Below are 16697 nucleotides of genomic sequence, written 5' to 3' on the forward strand. Positions count from 1 at the left end.
GTCACAATATATCTTGGATTATTCCACGTTCGGGCTGATTTGTCGGCGCATACTGGAACCAGCGAGTCACTTGCCCCAGACCTCCACTTCAATAAAGTGGTTGAAGTCGCTGGCGGTGCTGCCTTTGCCGTAGACGCGGAGGTAACGGCCCCTGACACCCTTGGCGTCGATGAGGCGTCCCTTGTTGCTCTCGATGTATTCCTTGTCTTCGCCCGCGCCCAGACCGGCGGAGTTGTCGTAGTCGTTGTTGTAGATCGTCGTCACGCCCCTGTTGAACTCGGGGTCGTCGGATACCTGGGCCACGAGGTCGAAATAGATCCGTTTGCCTTCGTGGAAATGCCACACGAGCACGGCGTAGATTTCGCTGGTCTTTTCCAGGTCAATCTGCACCCACTGCAGGCCTTCGGGGAGTTCGATGAGGCTGGTCTTGGCGTAGTTCTTGTCTCCGTCGGTCAGTTGCTTCAGCGTGCCCACCGTGGGCTCGCTGCTGGTCGTAACGGGTTTACCGGCGGAAATAATTGTCGTCCCGCTGGGAGCCAGGAACGGGGGACGCTCCTTGTAATCTTCCGCTTCAAGATTCGGACCCCAATAGTCGAGGGGCGTGCCGCCGAAGAAGGCTTCGGGGAGCTCTACCTGAATAGGCTCCATCGTGCTGGCTACCGCAAACGGTTCGGACTCCGGTGTGGCTTCTTCCGGATCTACAACGGAAGTGGCTGGAGCTGTTTCATGCTCGGGACGCTCAACTACGGGAGACTCTACCGAAGGCATCTTCCCGGTCTGATCGGGCGCGGGTTTGGGCTCCAGCGGTGGCTCAGCCACTGCAAGCACGTCGTCCGTGGATACTGAATCCCTGGTCTCCGGCGATTCAACCGGTGGCACAGGCGTTGGTATTTCAGTTTCGGCCTCTGGCGTAGGACGCAGCGGTTGTTCATCTGAGGCTACTCGATCTTTTTCGGGCCTGGAATCCTCGGTCTCGGACGATTCAACGGGTGGCAATGAGGACGCCACTTCGGTTGCGGGTTCCGGCATGGGATTCTGCGGCTGTTCATTCGAAGCAGCAAGGTCCTCTTCTGGGGCAGGCTCTTCGACCACCGTAGCCGCAACCGACGGTACCTGCACAGGCACCGTATTCCCCATTTCGGGCGATTCAACAGGCGCGGTGGAGGTGACCTGACTCGTGGGGGATTCGATGGGCGGAGTCCCCGTCTTCAGCGTCCAGGCAATAAGGCCAGCGAGCGCCGCGAGGACGATGATACCGAAAACTTTCGATGCGACAAGGGTACTCTTTCGGGACGGTACGGCGCGAGGTGTGGAAGGGACATTTCCCGCACCCGCGAGGGACAACTTGCCCAGGTTGGCGGCCAGGTTGGCACTGACCATCTCAGAAGTGCTCTCTTCGAGGGCGGTGCCCACTACGCTGGCGGATGCGGTTATGCCACGGCGATGAAGATCCCTGCGAACACGCTCGATTCCCTTGTTGATGCGGTAGCGAACCGTTGGATCCGCAATCCCCAGTTCGCGACCGATCTCGGCGTGGGTCTGTCCTTTGAGAAAATGTCGAATGATGGATTCACGATACTTTACCGGCAAACTCGCAATGGCCTCGTCGATATGGGGGTAGATGTCATCCCAACCGACTGTGTAACTCGAAGGCCGACCCATGGCATATTGGATTTCCCTCTCGCGCCTGCGGGACTCCCGCTTAAGCCGATCCAGGCAGCGGTGCGTGGCCAGCGTGTGGAGCAGTCCCCCCAACGAATTTCCGACCAGGGTGTGAACGGCGCCCAGTTCCATGAAACACTCCTGGGTCACATCCTCCGCGTCCGCGCGATTGCGCAGAATCCGGTTGCATGTGTTGAACACCATGCCCGAGTGGCGCATGACCAGAAGGGTGAATGCCTCGCTATCGGAACTTTGTTGCCACCGTCGCAACAGGGCCACATCGGAAATGTCCATGAATGCCTCCAGAGTCTATTATCCTTATAGCGACACCGGAGAGGAAATCAGCAGAAAAATAAAAAGCGCCCCCGACGAGATGTCGGAGGCGTCTAATGCTGCAATACGTGAGCTTACTTACCCCAGACTTCCACTTCGATGAAGTGGTTGAAGTCGCTGGCGGTGCTGCCCTTGCCGTAGACGCGGAGGTAACGGCCCTTCGTGCCCTTGGCGTCGATGAGACGGCCCTTGTTGCTCTCGATGTATTCTTTGTCTTCGCCCACACCCAGACCGGCGGAGTTGTCGAAGTCGTTGTTGTAGATCGTGGTCACGCCCGTCTTGAATTCGGGATCGTCGGAAACCTGGGCCACGAGGTCGAAGTACACCCGTTTGCCTTCGTGGAAGTGCCACACCAGCACGGCGTAGATTTCGCTGGTCTTTTCCAGGTCAATCTGCACCCACTGGAGGCCTTCGGGGAGCTCGATAAGGCTGGTCTTGGCGTAGTCCTTGTCGCCGTCGGTGAGCTGCTTCAGCTCGCCCACGGTCGGGTCGCCACTGGCCTTTACGGCCTTGCCCTTGGAAATCACGGCCGTACCCTTGGGGGCCATGAAAGGCGCGCGGTCCTTGTAGTCTTCCGCTTCAAGGTTCGGGCCCCAGTAATCGAGGGGCGTGCCGCCGAAGAAGGCTTCGGGAAGCTCGATCTTGATGGCTTCCATTTCCTGGGCCACCGCGAACGGCATCACCAGCCCGCCGAGGGCCGCCATCGCCGCGCCGGCACACACCACAACACGCATTTTGTTCATTACATTCTCCTTTTACTACAGCCAGGGTCGTAACAAGTAGAAACTTGTTGGTTAAACAGAACCACGGGTATACACCTGCCGGATAGTGTAGCAAATCATCCCGCCCCGGTTCATCCGGTAAATTGGACGCGGAAAGACAGGGGGATATTCAAAAAAGGAACCGCAAATTTCCGCAAATTCACGCAAATTCGATTGGGGGACGGCGAAAGGGGATCTGAACCGCGAATGGACGCGAATTAACGCGAATTATATAACGGGCCGTCTATATTGGTCGCAGGAAGCATACATTGACCACGGAGCCCACGAAGGCGCGGAGAAAATAAAAATGGGACGGAGGCCGAGATGCCTTATCAAACGCAAGCGTGCCGTGACGCGGGGCCGGCGCTTCTGAAGCTCTTCTTCTTCTCCGAGCCTCCGTGGCTCCGTGGTCCAATTACTTGATTGCGGCCAACGGCTACGCCAGGGGCTCCGCAATCAATGTTTTAGACAATCCCTAAAATTCGCGTCCATTCGCGTCCATTCGCGGTTCAGATCTCACGCCCGCACGGTTTCCGTCGCAAACACCGTCTCCACCAGGCGCAGGGCCTCGGCGCGAAAGCCGTGGAGCTGGTTCACTTTGGGCTCCAACCGCGCGATGATGGCCTCCCGCTCCCGCCGGATTTCTTCTTCACGGGCCAGCAGGTCGTCGCATTCCCGCTGGACGGCTCCAATCGCATTGTCCACTTCGGACTGCACGGCATCGAAAAAGGCCGTACCGCGCCGGTTCAGGTATTCGGAGACCGACTCGGCCACGGGGGCAGCCCGGTTGCCCTGCTTGTCTTTTCCGCCCTGAAGCAGCATGCCCATGACGTTCTGGCGGATGACCGGCTCCAGCTTCTTGATCCACTTGTCCTCGCTCCAGGCCAGCCGGGTAAGGAAGCCGCCCACGGCGCCGATCAGCGCACCGATGCCCGCGCCGATGGCCGTACCAATCACGGGTACGATGGTGGTGCCCACGGCGGCACCGGTGGCAATGCCTACAAGCGCACCGCCGGTGCCAAAGGCCACGTAGCTCTTCGTCATGGAGGTTTCGAGGGTAAAGTCTTCGATACCCGCCGGCTGGATCATCTGCACCCGCAGCTCCCGGATCTCGCCGAGTTTCTCCACGATGGCAGCACGGGCTTCCTGCTCGGCGGCTTCCATGGTCGTCTGGAGGCGGACCATGATGGAGGACACGAATTCGTCCACCTGATGCTCCGTCTGGGCGGAGAGGGGCTGAAACTTCTGACGGCGCGCCTGCTTCAGGTTGTTGTCCGTACGCAGCCAGGTCAGGATAGGGTCTATTACTTTTTCTTTGATGGCCTTTTCGTTCATTTCGCCGCGAAACTGGGCCTCGTAGCCTTCGAGCGTTTCGCCGTCCAGCGTGCCACCCTTGCAGCGAATGCGGTAGCGGTTCAGTACGTCGGCGCTGCTGGCCCGTATCTCTTCCAGCCGGCTCATGAGCCGCTCGCGGTTCGCCCGAAGCTCGTTGAACATGGAGGGGTCCCTGGCCAGGGTCAATTCGTTCATGAGCCCGGCGGCGAAGGCGTCCGCCCGCTCGCCCACAAAGTGAACGGCGGTCTCCAGAACAGCTCCGGCCTTGTTTTCGTTGAGCAGATAATCAACGAGGCGTTCTTTCAAATGGGGCAGGCGGCTCTGGAGCATAAGATAACTTGACAGCTCGGCCACCGGCTCTTCCTCGTCGGTGATTCGCTCGGCGACGCTTGTGGGAATGGAAACCTTATTGTCATCCAGCACTTCAGCCAGTGCGATGTACCCCTGATCAAGCTCCTGGGCCCGCAAGGCGCGGTAGCCGGAGAAATAGAAGATTTCCGAGTCTTCGGGGATGTCGTGGCGCACGAAGGCCTGCACCAGACTCTTTGCCGGGCCGCGGGCCCCGCGGATATCGATTTCGTTGCTCTCCAGCTTGTCCGCCTTGTTGAGCACGAAAAAGACCCGTCGCCCGCGCCATTTTATGATGCGCTTGATAAAATTCAGATCGTGGATATTCCCGGCAAAACCGCTGTCCACAAAAGAGATGACCAGGTGGCTACGTTCGATGACCCCGTAGGTGATTTCCTGGCGCGTCTCGGAAACACTATGGACGCCGGGGGTATCCACGAAGACGATGTCTTCTTCCAGCACTTCCGAGGGCAGGGAAAGATCGAGTTCTTCAATCTTTTCGCGCAGGGGGGCCAGATGGGGAAAGGACTCATCCGCCGCCACGGTCACCAGCGGCTCCAGGCTCTTCCGCATCCAGTCGGGGTGGTGGCCCGCGAAGCGAATCTCGATCCGGGCGCGATCCCCGGAAATATCGATGCTTGCCGGAACACCCTGCAGCGCGAGAATCAGGGCCTCTTGCTCTTCCTCGGAAACAGGTTCGCTGAGATTCATGGACAGCGTCATCTGCTCGCCGCGCTGAATGAAGGTCAGCTTCGAGGTGCATTCCTCCACGTCCATCGGCAGGTAACCGCCGCCCAGAAAGGCATTGATGGCCGTGGACTTGCCCACGTTGAAGGTGCCCAGGAAGACCACGCGGTACTTGCCATCTTCCACACAGCGGCGCTGATAGAGCAGCGACTTCGCCTCGAACTTCTGGTTGCCGTGAAAGTCCTCGTCCCGTTCAACGAATTCACTGAGCGTGTCCAGCGCGGAAAGGGCCCAGGCGCGGTGCGCCTCCATATCCTTGAACTTCATGCTTGCACTCCTTCATGGGACGACAGAAAGGAAGCGGCCAGAGGCATGGAGACCACCGCGTCCAGCGCGGGACGAGGAAAGCGACGACCGCGAGCGGCCTCAAATTCGTACAGCGCGACGCGAAGCGCGTCAAAGCCGCTGTCGCATAATTCCCGCACGCGGGCCTTCGTCCGGCAGCGGTATTCGTTTTTCGGCTCCAGGCGGAATTGCTCCAGGCGCGCTGAAATGGTGAAAAAGCGGGGGGCGGGATTGATGCCGTATTCTTCCATGCGCTGAGAGGCCTTCTGGTGAATCCGCTCGATTTCCTGGGCATTCAGGTGGTCGGCCTTGTTGGCAACCACCATGATCGAATCGCCGAATTGCTCCTGGTGAAAAGCGATAAAGTCCATCGTGTGCTTCGCGGCCCAATATTCGATATCCGTCACCACCAGCACCAATCCATCTTCCTGATCCTTCAAATCGGCGATTTCCAGCGACTCGCAGGCGTCCGTGGACATGCCCGCCGTGTCCACAAGAATCAGGTTGTTGAACGGGGCATGAACACAGCCCGCGGCCAGCGCCCGAAAAGCGGGAGGCTGCTCTTCCTCTTTCCGGAGGCGAAGAAACTCGTCGTGCGTCTTGGGTACAAGGCTGCCATCCTTCGCACTGACTGCGGCGAAGCGGTCGTGGTTCTCGGAGATACGGCAAAGGAAAGTGGGGAAGGCGCGGCCTTCCTCGCGGCTGGTGTGAAGCACTTCCTGCCGGAGCAGGGCGTTGAGCAGCGTGGATTTGCCCGTATTGTAATCCCCGACCACAAATACACACGGGGTGGGCGTGCTTTCCTGCATTGCTATCCTTAATCCTTTCGCGGGAGGGTGGGGGCGGGCCCGAGGTCGCCATTTACCCCTCCAGGGTTTCGGGGATGATAGCCAGCCGGTCCCGTGTTGCGCAAGTCTTTTGCGGATAAGCGTTTCCCCGGAATGGATTCGCGCGACGCCCGATGCGGGAATGAGGCTATCGGGAGCTTGGTGGCTGAGTCGCTCCCGGAAAAGTTTCTGGTTTGCCTTGAAGAGTTAGAAAGCGTGCGCCCAAGGGTGTCCCAGCAGCCTTTTCGTGGATATGGCGGATCCGCTCTTCGGAGGACATTCCTGCCATATCCTGGCTCAGGCGCTCACGAAGATTGCGCATCATTGCGACGGAATCAAAAGTTTTCGTGCTCATTTTCCAACACCTCCCGTGGTGAACGAATTTCCAGCATTGGATAACCCGTCCGCAGATTGACGGCATTAATCGCGTGTAGACGGATTAGGTTTGACATCACTGCGGTCCGGTAAGATCGACCAATTCCCCCGTAAGCATCACGATTCGACCGAACAGAAAGATAATGGGTAGAGATGACATACAAACGACCAAAGCCGTAATAACAAGCAGCGCTTTTACACGCGCCGGAAGGTTGCCAATCGCGGATGGTGAACCGGAGTCTGCTCTCACTTCGCCCAGTGCATTGACTGCGTCATCGTAGATATTCTTCCGCTCGGCGTATGTCGTCATCACACTGGCCAACAGGCCGCAAAAACCACTCATCGACCACACCGCTTCTTGGGCACTATCACCATATGAGATTGCCCCAAGCAGAATCAATCCGGAGGCCAGGAGTGGCCACTCTATCTTAAGTTGCAGCAAGTTGGGCAGTGGTCGCTTTTCGCCTTTGGCTAGTAACAACCGCCCAACCAGCAAGTCATGATAGTTACGCAGGCCCCGCCGATAGAACCGCATGAGCAAGAGGCCTACGAGAAAGAAGCCAAGAAACAACAGCCATGGGATTACAACGCCAAGAAGCATCGCCAGTCTGGGGTCTGATTCCGGCGATTCCATGGGCACGAAAAGCTGGCCAAAACGATAGCCCATGGCACTTCCACCAATGCTACAGATAATGCCCATTGTTAGACCGCAAAGCCCAGGCAATGTCGCGGCAATCAACGGATGCGCGGTGGAAGGAATGACGTGTTTAGTAGTCAAGGCGAATTGCCTCCCTGTGCAGCCGAACGGTCTTAGCGCGACCCAGTGCGAATAAGGCTAATAATTATTCCTGAAACCCATCGTCAAAGTATCCACTTACAAGGTGTGCATTCACGTAGATTCGTGTAGTTCTCGTTGCAAAGGCCATATCGCAATCCTACCAGCAGAATTTGCGGTCTTGCAATAGCCGTGGCACACAAAAGGTAGCCTCACCGTGAATATTATGTTATGCTCAGTTAGCAGATGTATCGTCAATCAAGTATCGCGGGCTTCCGTCCCCGGAAGGGGGAGGGAGCGATGCGACCATTTTTTGGCCCAGAGCGCGACTTACCGGTCGTTAGGTAAAGAGGACCCCAGCATGGCAGAACAACAGAACGCCAAAGATCAGGCGATGGAACTCGCAGAAGCCGCACGGGAAACCGAGTGGCAATTCCCAAGCTTTACCGCGGAGATGTTTCGCGGAAACTTCCGATGGGACCTGCTCCATCCCTATCCGAAGCAGGACGCCGAGGACCAGAAAGTCGGTGACGAGCTTATCGAAAAGATACGCGCCGTTCTCGACGAGCACCTCGATCCCATCGCGGTGGATGCGACCGGCGACTACCCTGTGCATGTTCTCGAAGAGCTCGCGAAGATCGGTGTCTTCGGCATGAAGATCGACAAGAAGTATGGAGGACTTGGCCTTTCCCAGTGGAACTACGGTCGGGTGCTCAGCTTTATCGGCAGCTATTGCCAGTCCACGGTTACGTGGGTCTCCGCACACCAGAGCATCGGTGTTCCCCAGCCCTTGAAGCTTTTCGGGACGGAAGCGCAGAAGCAGAAGTTCCTTCCCCGTCTCGCCGGCGGTGAGATCTCCGCTTTCGCCCTCACCGAGCCCGATGTGGGCTCCGATCCGGCCAAGATGTCCACCACGGCCACGCCGTCGGAAGACGGCAGCTACTACCTCATCAACGGGGAAAAGCTCTGGTGCACCAACGGCACGGCGGCCACGCTCATGGTGGTGATGGCCAAGACCCCTTCCATCATCAAGAATGGCCGTGAAATTCCCCAGATTTCCACATTCATCGTGGAGACCAATTCTCCCGGAGTGACCGTGGCCCACCGCTGTCAGTTCATGGGCCTCAAAGGCATCGGAAATGGCCTGCTCCTCTTCAACAACGTCAAGGTGCCCGCCGAAAACATGATCGGCAAGCCTGGACAGGGCCTCAAGATTGCCCTCACGACGTTGAATGCCGGTCGACTCGGCATCCCGGCCGCCTCCGCCGGTTCCTGTAAGAAGTATCTGCTGGACTGCCAGGAATGGGTGAACAACCGTATTCAGTGGGGCGTGCCCATTGGTAAGCACCAGTCCATCGCCAAGAAGATTGCCAACATGGCCGCCGACACCTTCGCCATGGAGAGCCTCGTGTACATGGTCAGCTCCTTCGCGGATCGCAAGAACGCCGACATCCGTCTGGAGGCCGCCGCGGCCAAATACTTCTGCACCGAAACAACCTCGCGCCTCCTGGACGAATTTCTGCAGGTCCGCGGCGGGCGTGGCTTCGAGGACGACACATCCATTTACCAGCGCGGCGAAAAGCCCGTGTCGGTGAATCGTACCCTGCGCGACATGCGCGTGGGCCGCATCTTTGAAGGCTCCACGGAAGTCATGCACCTCATCATGGCCCGCGAGGCGATGGACACCCACTTCAAGCTGGTCATGCCGATTCTGATGCCGAAAGGCGATCAGAAGGGAAAGAAATGGTCGTATATCGCGGCGGCTGCGAAGTTCTACATGGGCTGGTACCCGAAGGTGTGGATGCCGCCGACGCTGGACTTCAACGTGACCCACCTGAACCCCGCGAACCGCGAACATTTGGCCTTTGCCGCCAAGACCTGCAAACGACTTGCTCGAAATCTGTTCCACACGATGGGCAAGTACAAGGAAAAGCTGGAATTCGAGCAATTGATCCTGGCCAACTTCGTCGACATCGGCGTGGACCTTTTTGTGATGGGATGCGTGCTTGCAAATACCGAACACCTGCTGGCCCAGAACAAGAGCGACCAGAGCCCCCAGGAACTCGCCGACCTCTTCTGCGAGAATGCGCGTAAACGGATCGAGGCCAACTTCAAGGCGGTCAAGGACAATCACAACCGGTCCTTTAACAAGGTGGCCGATTCCCTCATGAGCGGAAAATACCGGTGGCTTTCGAAAGACGTATTCGAGGATCTGCCCCGGGCCTACCGCAACTTTGCCGACAATCTGCCCCAGTCAACGGCGGCGGAAGATCTGGCCAAGACCGAATAGCGCAGGGCCCGTTCCAGCATCAATTGAAAAACGCCGGGTGCGCTCCGCACCCGGCGTTTATTTATAACTCTGGATTTCCCCGTCAGTCCTTGAGGTCTTCCGGCTTCAGCCCTTTGGTGTGCTTGCCAAAGCCGAAGGGCGTCGGGTTATATTCGCCGACGATATCCACCTTGCTCCGGGCCGGTATCTGGTCTTCCAGGCCCACGCCCCAGTACGCGGCGTTCACCAGCAGGCGGCGGAGCCCCTCGCTCAGCAGATCCCGCGACGCGCCCATGGTGGTGGTGAAGATGCGGGAAGGCTTGCCGCTTTCGCCCGTGTAGGTTTTGATCCAGGCGATGGGCTGAACCGCCGTCTTTTCCGTGCTCGGCGGGTCCGTCGGGTTCATACCGGTCAACACAATCCCGTTGACCAAAGGCTGGCTATCGCCCGTGAGGTTGTTAATACCGTATACGTCCGTGTCGCCCCAAATGTCCTCGCAACCCCGCACGATGGGGTGCCCCTTCATTTCCGGCACGATGGCGCCACGGGTGCTTTCATGACCGTGGTGTCCATAGTGGGTAACCCAGGTCTCACCGAGCACCTGCCGCCCATAGCCGCCCTTGAAGGATTCGTCTTCATTGTTCCACGTATATTTGGCGTAAGGGCTGGCGGTATTCACGATGTAGTTGAAGGGATGGGTGGCCGTGCGCAGGGCGATGATGGGCCTCCCGGAATTCGTGTAATCGATAATCCGCTTCATATCGGCATCGGGCAGCTCCCGAAAGCGCGTGAACAGCACCATCAGATCCGCCGATTCGAGCGCCTCCAGACCGGGGATATTGTCCAGCGTTGTGGGGTCGATCTCGCCGGTATCCTTGTTGATGGAGAAGAGCACCGTGCAGGTAAAACCGTGGTGCGTGGCGAGAATCTTCGCCAGTTGGGGCATCCCTTCCTCGGAACGGTACTCCTCGTCACCCGTAATGAAGACGATGTGCTTGCCCTTGCCTGGGCCTTCCTGGTCCGCATAGGTCACGCCGGCCGCATGCGCGGCGGAAGCGCAGACGACAATGGCCAGGGCCAGCATCGCCCCTCGAATCACTTTCGACATCCTTCTCTCCTTCGTTGATCGCTCAGCGTTGATGCCAATACCCGGCGGAGCCTGGCCGCCCGGTCAACGCTATACCATAGCACGGCCACGGCTCCGGGGCAATCGCCGGTATGCATCCCGGCGCGTAACGACAGGAACGCCGCACCGGCGCGGCCGCCGCAGCCAGACAAGGAGGAGCAACCGATGATATCCATACAACGAATCCGAGAGCATGAATCCATTCGCCGATGTTATCCGATCATGGCGCAACTGAGACCCCATCTGGACGAGGCCACCTTCTGTGCGCGGGTGAAACGGCAGTTTGAGACCCAGTGCTACCATCTCGTCGCGCTGGAGTCCGAAGGGACGCTCGTCTCTCTGGCGGGCTATCGCTTCCTTGAAAATCTGATCTACGGGCCCTACCTCTATGTGGACGACCTGATCACGGATACCGCGCGGCGCGGTCAGGGCTTCGGCGGGCAACTTTTTGACTGGCTGGTGGAAGAAGCCCGGCGGGAGGGCGTCCGCGCGCTGCACCTGGACAGCGGCGTGCAACGATTCGACGCACACCGGTTTTATCTTGGCAAGAGCATGGAGATCACGTCGCGCCACTTCGGACTTCAGTTGCAAGGAGGTTGAAGGGAGGGAAACGGGTGGCCGCTCAACGTTTTCGGGTTCGCTTGAGGCGGTTGTAGGCCTCGTTGAGCGCCCGCATCATGTCTTCATCGCCCCCGAGATCGGGGTGGTGAATCTTGGCCTTGCGCTTGTAAGCACGCTCGATTTCATCCCAGCTTGACGAAGGGGAAATACCGAGCATCCGATAGCACATGTCCAGATCGCCACCGGCGTTCTGTGGGACTTCATCGTCGAACCGCTCGCCCCGCAGTTCGCGGAGGCCCCGGACGATGATGGGAAGGAGCCCCGTCGCGCTGAGTACCACGATGATGATTACAATTCCGAGAATTTCTTGCAGGCTGGGCATGGGGCTGACAGTTCCGGCGCGGTCTTAACGACGTTTGCGATCATCGAATTTGAAGATGTTGTCGACGGCTTCCCCAACCTTGTCGTTGGGCGATTTCTTCCCTTTGACTTCTTTGCGCCGCCGTTCGCGCCGGAAGCTGATGAACATCGGGAGGAGTTTCATATAAAGAAAGCCCACGCCCATGCCGCCGAAGTGGGTCACCCAGGATACCGAGGTGCCGTCGAGACTGGAAATCAAATTGAGCAGGAAGGCGATGAGCACGAGGGCCCGGGCGTTGATGGGCCAGGGGAAGTAGAGAAAGTAGAACTCGCGGTCGGGCTCCACCATGGCAAAGGCGACCAGAACCCCCATGGCCGCGCCGCTCGCGCCGACTACATTGGTGACTTCGCCTTGCAGAAAATAGGGGAGGAGCGTGGCCAGCACGCCACCGGCGCCGCAGGTCAGATAAAATCGAAAAAATGCGCGGGTGCCCAATACCCGTTCAACTTCCGGGCCGAACCAGTACAGGGAAAGCATGTTGCCCACGAGGTGCATCAAGCCGCCGTGGAGAAACTGATAGGTGAGCGGGGTCCAGACGAATCCCGAGAGAAAGCGCTGCTGCTGGAAGCCAAACCAGGTGCTCAAAGCGCCCCCATAGAAGCCCGGTCGCTGGTTCAGCCACACCATCAGCGGATCCGAGAGAAGCTGCAGAGCGAATACGACGATGTTGACCAGAATCAGCCGTTGAACGGCCCAGGTAATTCGGGAACTGCCAAAGGCGTTGGATTCCATTGTGTACGAATATCGGCTCATCGGCGCTCTATACGGGCCTTTCGGGACCGCGCCCGCGGTTAGAGGACGCAAACGATTAGACTCAGGTTTCACTCGGGCGCGGGCGGGGCCTGGGATGCCTCTCTCCGCCTCCTGCCGTGCTTATTGTACCCGATTCCCCTGCCTCAGTACCAAGACGGGCTTCGCGTCATTCCCCAAGGCGATTCGTCAGGGGATAGGACGAAACCTTCCCCCAGCGCTCGTAGGGAAAGTAGATGAAAATCGCCCGCCCGACGATGAGCGAAACCGGGAAACACTCGCCCTCGTCGTGGCTGTCCATACTGTTGTTCCTATTGTCGCCGAGAATAAAGACATGGTCTTCCGGCACGGAAACCGGCGGCATTACTTGATAAAGCGGCGGCTCCAGGAGATAGGGCTCCGATGCATACTCGCCGTTGATCTGGAGTGCGCCCAGTTGCACGCTGATCGCATCGCCGCCCACGCCGACAATTCGCTTGACGAGGTAAGCGCCCGGTTCGGCGGGATCGCGAAGCACCACGATGTCACCACGACCATAGGAAGACTCCGCAATGGTGACAAGCTGGTCCACCGGTTGCAACGTGGGTTCCATGGATCCCGAGGGCACCCGGAAGAAGCGCACGTGTCGATAGCCGAAGAAATACACGCATAGCAGGAGGAAAATGACAACAAACACATTCCCCACGCGCTTGCTCGACAACAGGAGTCGAAGCTGTCCCAGGTTCAAACAGGACCTCCAATCATCGGTCTACACGCCACAATCTTCAGTTCTCGCCGCTCACACTGTCCAGGAGCCGCGTGGCGACTTCATTGCCCGGTATGACGGCCAGCGCCTCCTCGAAACAGCGCCTGGCCTCCTTGTTGTTCTCCAGATTGCGCCAGGCCCGTCCCTCGTTGAGCCAGGTGAAAAAGGTATGCACCGTGGTCTTGGCCTGCGCGCGTGCGGCCTGCCAAGCCTTGATTGATTCCTTCCAGTCGGGCTCCAGTTCGAAATTCTCCGCCGCGATGAAGTTGACGGCGTAGTCCTCCAGAATCTCATAATCCGTCGGCGCGAGCTTGGTGGCCTTCTTTGAAAGTTTCATGGCCTCTTTGTAGATTTTGGGCGCGTCCCATCCCCGGATCTCTTCCGTCTGGGGGCGGTAGATCAGATAGTTCTGGGCCATGTTGTAGCAATAGTCCGCGTTCTTTGGATCGAGTTCGAGGGCCTTGTCCATATTTTGAAACCCGAGTTCGTATAACCCGGAATGAAAATAGTGCATGCCCAGATTGTTGTAGGGATCGCTGTATTTTGAATCCAGCGATACCGCCTTGAGCCATTCCTGTACCCCCTCCATGTGCTTGCCGAACCCGTCGTAGTAGACCGTTCCGCGGAAGTTGTGCACCGAAGCGCTGTGATCAAAGGCCTTCAAGCCCAGCTCCCCAAGGGCGGTCAGCTTCGCCAGGCAAACGTTTATCTCGGCGAATTTCGCCTGGATCTCCGCCTCGCTCATTTCCGGCGTCATCTGGCCGTGAAGGGCCGTAATTTGCTTGAACTCCGCATTGCCCATGGACCACAACTGGTCCAGGAAAGCGTTTTCGTCGCCGGTAAGGGCCTCCAGCGGCGCGAGGTAGGCCGGGTCCACTTGCGGCAAGGCCGATTCCGCGGGGGGGGCGGCCGGCGGGGCGGCGGGGGCGGATTCCTGCGCCGATGCGCCGAGGGTGAGAGCGCTTAAACTTACCGCAAGGAGCAGTTTCGATAGCCGGAGAGGGAAAGAAACGTTGATGAACATGTACAATCCTTACGGTAAAGGGAAACAGGCGCGACGGGCCGCTTGCCCAGCCCAAACGCCCGCGTTAACCCACAACGGTCCTCGCATACTCGAACGGCGGGTTAAGTATTTCATTCAAGACGGTCCCGACTCAAGGTCACCCGGCGCTAAACTTTCGATGTCGGGATTGGACTCGGCCCCTTAGCGGGCCGCCGCCACATGGATCGCGTCTCCGGACTCTACGACCACCACACCCGACGGGGTCACCCGGAAAAGTCGGGCGTCCCGTTCAAGGTCGTAACCAATCTCGGCGAACGCGGGAATCCGCACATCCTTTTCCACAATCACGCGGCGCAGGCGGGCGTGGCGGCCCACATCGACCCCGCGAAAAAGTACCGATTCCTCCACCTGCGAATAGCTGTTGACCCGCACTTCGGGGGACAACACCGAACGGATCACCTGGCCCCCGCTGATAATGCAACCGGGGCTGACGATGGAGTCCATGGCCACGCCGAAACGCTCGTCGCGATTGGCGAAAACAAACTTGGCCGGCGGATAGGAGGGGAGCTTGATCTGCATCGGCCAACTCTTGTCATAGAGGTTGAACTGGGGGTCCACGCGGGCCAGATCCATATTGGCTTCCCAGTAGCTGTCGATCGTCCCCACATCCCGCCAGTATTTGGCTTCCTTCTTGTTCTCGTCTTCGAAGGGATAGGCGTAGACCAGCGCTTTGTCTATCAGACCGGGGATGATATCCTTGCCAAAATCGTGGGAACTGTTCATTTCCGCGTCTTCGATCAGGGCGTTGCGGAGCACTTCAAGATTGAACACATAGACTCCCATGGAAACCATGGCGGAATCGGGGTGGTGCGGGTCGGGGCGCGGTTCGGCGGGCTTTTCCTCAAATCCGACGATCCGGTGGTCCGCGTCCGCCGCCACGACGCCGAAGCGGTGGGCCTCGTGGATGGGCACCTGGATCGTCGCCACCGTCGCCGCCGCCTCGGCCTGCCGGTGAAACTGGACCATTTTTTCGTAGTTCATCTTGTAGATGTGATCGCCGGAGAGCACCAGGATCTCTTCGGGGGCCTCCCGGTCGATGGAGTAAAGGTTGTGGTACAGGGCGTCGGCCGTGCCCCGATACCAACTGTCGTTCACCCGCATCTGGGGCGGTATTATCTCAATGAACTCGCCCAGTTCAGGCCGTGTCATGTCCCAACTGTAGCGGATGTGGCGCGAGAGCGACTGAGACTTGTACTGCGTGAGAATATGGATACGCCGGCAGAACGAGTTGATACAGTTCGCAAGGGTGAAATCGATGATCCGGTAGGTTCCGCCGAAAGGCACCGCGGGCTTGGCCCGATGGCGGGTAAGGGGGTAAAGGCGTTCCCCGGCCCCCCCGGCTAATATTACAGTGAGTACGCGATTCACGATTACTCCTTACTGGGCCGTCCCGCCGACCCGTGTGGGCGAGACGCCGTCAACTTTCATGTGGCTGTGCGCGGCCTAGTACTGCTGGGCCGCCTTGCGGAGGGCTTCCAGGTCCAGCAGCGTAACCCGGCGATTTCCTGTTTCAACCACCCCGGCCTCGCGAAGACTGTGCAATACCGCGGTGGTGGTTTCGCGGGTCGAACCCGCCAGATTGGCCACCTCCTGATGGGTTACGCGGATGGTTCGCCCGACCGGGCGCTCCAGTTGATAAAGCCGCAGAAGGCCCGCGGCGATTCGACCGCGCACCGGCCGAAATACCGCCTCGGCATAGAGGTGGTCCATTTCGCGGGCGCGACGGGAGACCCGCTCCAGCACCGCGCGCGCAAATTCCAGATCGCTGTCGAGTACGGAGCGGAAGGCCTCCGCCGACATGAAGCGCAAACGGGTTGCCTCCATGGACTCGGCGTGGTCGCAGCGCTGTTCCCATCCCGACATGCAATCCTCTCCAAACATATCCCCCGTACTGTGGTGGCGCAGCGAAAGAACGCGTCCATCGGGCGAAACCCGAGACAGTTTTACCCGGCCGACCTCAATCCAGTAAACGGAATCGCAGGGGTCTTCGGGAAAATAGATGCTCTCTCGCACACCGCATTCCCGAAACTGCGTCAATCCATCCAGTCGAGCCCACAATTCCGGACTGAAACTGGATAACAGCGCGACATTCTCCGGACCGCCGGTGAAACTTCGAGATGTACCCATAATTCCGTCCAGCCCTCCTCGCTGCGTCCCCCTCGCGCATCGGGAGTACCGGAGACACAACTCGAATAACTGTAGCACGAATACCATGAAAAGTCACGGCAATTTGCAACCAATCAACCCGCACTCCCCGAAAATGAAACCCCGATTTCCACCGAATCCTGGTCCGCGGCGTCGCGTCGGGCCGCAG

The 16697-nt window shown here is 58.7% G+C and carries 14 protein-coding genes; 2 read left to right on the forward strand and 12 right to left on the reverse strand.

Annotated features, from left to right (window positions below; translation table 11 throughout):
• Positions 1–66: 66 nt before the first annotated feature.
• The 5 genes from JNK74_02735 to JNK74_02755 all read right to left on the reverse strand — a co-directional run bounded on the left by JNK74_02735 (position 67) and on the right by JNK74_02755 (position 7451).
• Complete coding sequence (locus JNK74_02735; GenBank protein MBL7645085.1) at positions 67–1956, reverse strand: sigma-70 family RNA polymerase sigma factor; 1890 nt, start codon at positions 1954–1956, stop codon at positions 67–69.
• 113 nt (positions 1957–2069) lie between these two features.
• Positions 2070–2738: a hypothetical protein gene (locus JNK74_02740; protein ID MBL7645086.1), complete on the reverse strand. Its 669-nt coding sequence runs from the start codon at positions 2736–2738 to the stop codon at positions 2070–2072.
• 534 nt (positions 2739–3272) lie between these two features.
• On the reverse strand, positions 3273–5453 hold the full coding sequence (locus JNK74_02745; GenBank protein MBL7645087.1) for a dynamin family protein: 2181 nt from the start codon (positions 5451–5453) through the stop codon (positions 3273–3275).
• Positions 5450–6280 carry a dynamin family protein gene (locus JNK74_02750; GenBank protein ID MBL7645088.1) on the reverse strand — a complete coding sequence of 277 codons (831 nt, stop codon included), beginning with the start codon at positions 6278–6280 and terminating at the stop codon, positions 5450–5452. Before JNK74_02750 ends, JNK74_02745 begins: the two co-directional genes overlap by 4 nt.
• A 469-nt stretch (positions 6281–6749) precedes the next feature.
• Positions 6750–7451, reverse strand: coding sequence for a hypothetical protein (locus JNK74_02755; GenBank protein MBL7645089.1), 702 nt, complete (start codon positions 7449–7451; stop codon positions 6750–6752).
• A 358-nt stretch (positions 7452–7809) separates the two neighbouring features.
• Between JNK74_02755 and JNK74_02760 the strand changes: the two genes are divergently transcribed.
• Entirely contained in the window at positions 7810–9738 is a 1929-nt protein-coding gene (locus tag JNK74_02760) for an acyl-CoA dehydrogenase family protein (GenBank protein ID MBL7645090.1), read from the forward strand.
• A gap of 82 nt (positions 9739–9820) precedes the next feature.
• Here the strand turns inward: JNK74_02760 and JNK74_02765 are convergent, their stop codons facing one another.
• Complete coding sequence (locus JNK74_02765; GenBank protein MBL7645091.1) at positions 9821–10825, reverse strand: ThuA domain-containing protein; 1005 nt, start codon at positions 10823–10825, stop codon at positions 9821–9823.
• Positions 10826–11008: 183 nt separating this feature from the next.
• Here JNK74_02765 and JNK74_02770 point away from each other — a divergent pair, with 183 nt between their 5' ends.
• Positions 11009–11443: a GNAT family N-acetyltransferase gene (locus JNK74_02770; protein ID MBL7645092.1), complete on the forward strand. Its 435-nt coding sequence runs from the start codon at positions 11009–11011 to the stop codon at positions 11441–11443.
• A gap of 22 nt (positions 11444–11465) precedes the next feature.
• On the opposite strand, the gene JNK74_02775 is transcribed toward JNK74_02770, so the two are convergent.
• The 6 genes from JNK74_02775 to JNK74_02800 all read right to left on the reverse strand — a co-directional run bounded on the left by JNK74_02775 (position 11466) and on the right by JNK74_02800 (position 16510).
• On the reverse strand, positions 11466–11786 hold the full coding sequence (locus JNK74_02775) for a J domain-containing protein (protein MBL7645093.1): 321 nt from the start codon (positions 11784–11786) through the stop codon (positions 11466–11468).
• Between the two features lie 24 nt (positions 11787–11810).
• Positions 11811–12578, reverse strand: coding sequence for a rhomboid family intramembrane serine protease (locus tag JNK74_02780; GenBank protein MBL7645094.1), 768 nt, complete (start codon positions 12576–12578; stop codon positions 11811–11813).
• A gap of 166 nt (positions 12579–12744) precedes the next feature.
• Entirely contained in the window at positions 12745–13302 is a 558-nt protein-coding gene (gene lepB / locus JNK74_02785) for a signal peptidase I (protein ID MBL7645095.1), read from the reverse strand.
• Between the two features lie 37 nt (positions 13303–13339).
• Positions 13340–14344: a hypothetical protein gene (locus JNK74_02790; protein MBL7645096.1), complete on the reverse strand. Its 1005-nt coding sequence runs from the start codon at positions 14342–14344 to the stop codon at positions 13340–13342.
• A gap of 180 nt (positions 14345–14524) precedes the next feature.
• Entirely contained in the window at positions 14525–15751 is a 1227-nt protein-coding gene (glgC, locus tag JNK74_02795) for a glucose-1-phosphate adenylyltransferase (protein MBL7645097.1), read from the reverse strand.
• A 75-nt stretch (positions 15752–15826) separates the two neighbouring features.
• Positions 15827–16510: a Crp/Fnr family transcriptional regulator gene (locus JNK74_02800; protein ID MBL7645098.1), complete on the reverse strand. Its 684-nt coding sequence runs from the start codon at positions 16508–16510 to the stop codon at positions 15827–15829.
• Positions 16511–16697 lie beyond the last annotated feature (187 nt).

The organism is Candidatus Hydrogenedentota bacterium (genome assembly GCA_016791475.1).
Taxonomy (GTDB): Bacteria; Hydrogenedentota; Hydrogenedentia; order Hydrogenedentales; family JAEUWI01; genus JAEUWI01.

Bases quoted from the DNA above. Each gene is read 5' to 3' on its own strand.
- JNK74_02735 (MBL7645085.1), bottom strand. From the start codon at position 1,956: ATGGACATTTCCGATGTGGCCCTGTTGCGACGGTGGCAACAAAGTTCC.
- JNK74_02740 (MBL7645086.1), bottom strand. From the start codon at position 2,738: ATGAACAAAATGCGTGTTGTGGTGTGTGCCGGCGCGGCGATGGCGGCC.
- JNK74_02745 (MBL7645087.1), bottom strand. From the start codon at position 5,453: ATGAAGTTCAAGGATATGGAGGCGCACCGCGCCTGGGCCCTTTCCGCG.
- JNK74_02750 (MBL7645088.1), bottom strand. From the start codon at position 6,280: ATGCAGGAAAGCACGCCCACCCCGTGTGTATTTGTGGTCGGGGATTAC.
- JNK74_02760 (MBL7645090.1), top strand. From the start codon at position 7,810: ATGGCAGAACAACAGAACGCCAAAGATCAGGCGATGGAACTCGCAGAA.
- JNK74_02765 (MBL7645091.1), bottom strand. From the start codon at position 10,825: ATGTCGAAAGTGATTCGAGGGGCGATGCTGGCCCTGGCCATTGTCGTC.
- JNK74_02770 (MBL7645092.1), top strand. From the start codon at position 11,009: ATGATATCCATACAACGAATCCGAGAGCATGAATCCATTCGCCGATGT.
- JNK74_02775 (MBL7645093.1), bottom strand. From the start codon at position 11,786: ATGCCCAGCCTGCAAGAAATTCTCGGAATTGTAATCATCATCGTGGTA.
- JNK74_02780 (MBL7645094.1), bottom strand. From the start codon at position 12,578: ATGAGCCGATATTCGTACACAATGGAATCCAACGCCTTTGGCAGTTCC.
- JNK74_02790 (MBL7645096.1), bottom strand. From the start codon at position 14,344: ATGTTCATCAACGTTTCTTTCCCTCTCCGGCTATCGAAACTGCTCCTT.
- JNK74_02800 (MBL7645098.1), bottom strand. From the start codon at position 16,510: ATGGGTACATCTCGAAGTTTCACCGGCGGTCCGGAGAATGTCGCGCTG.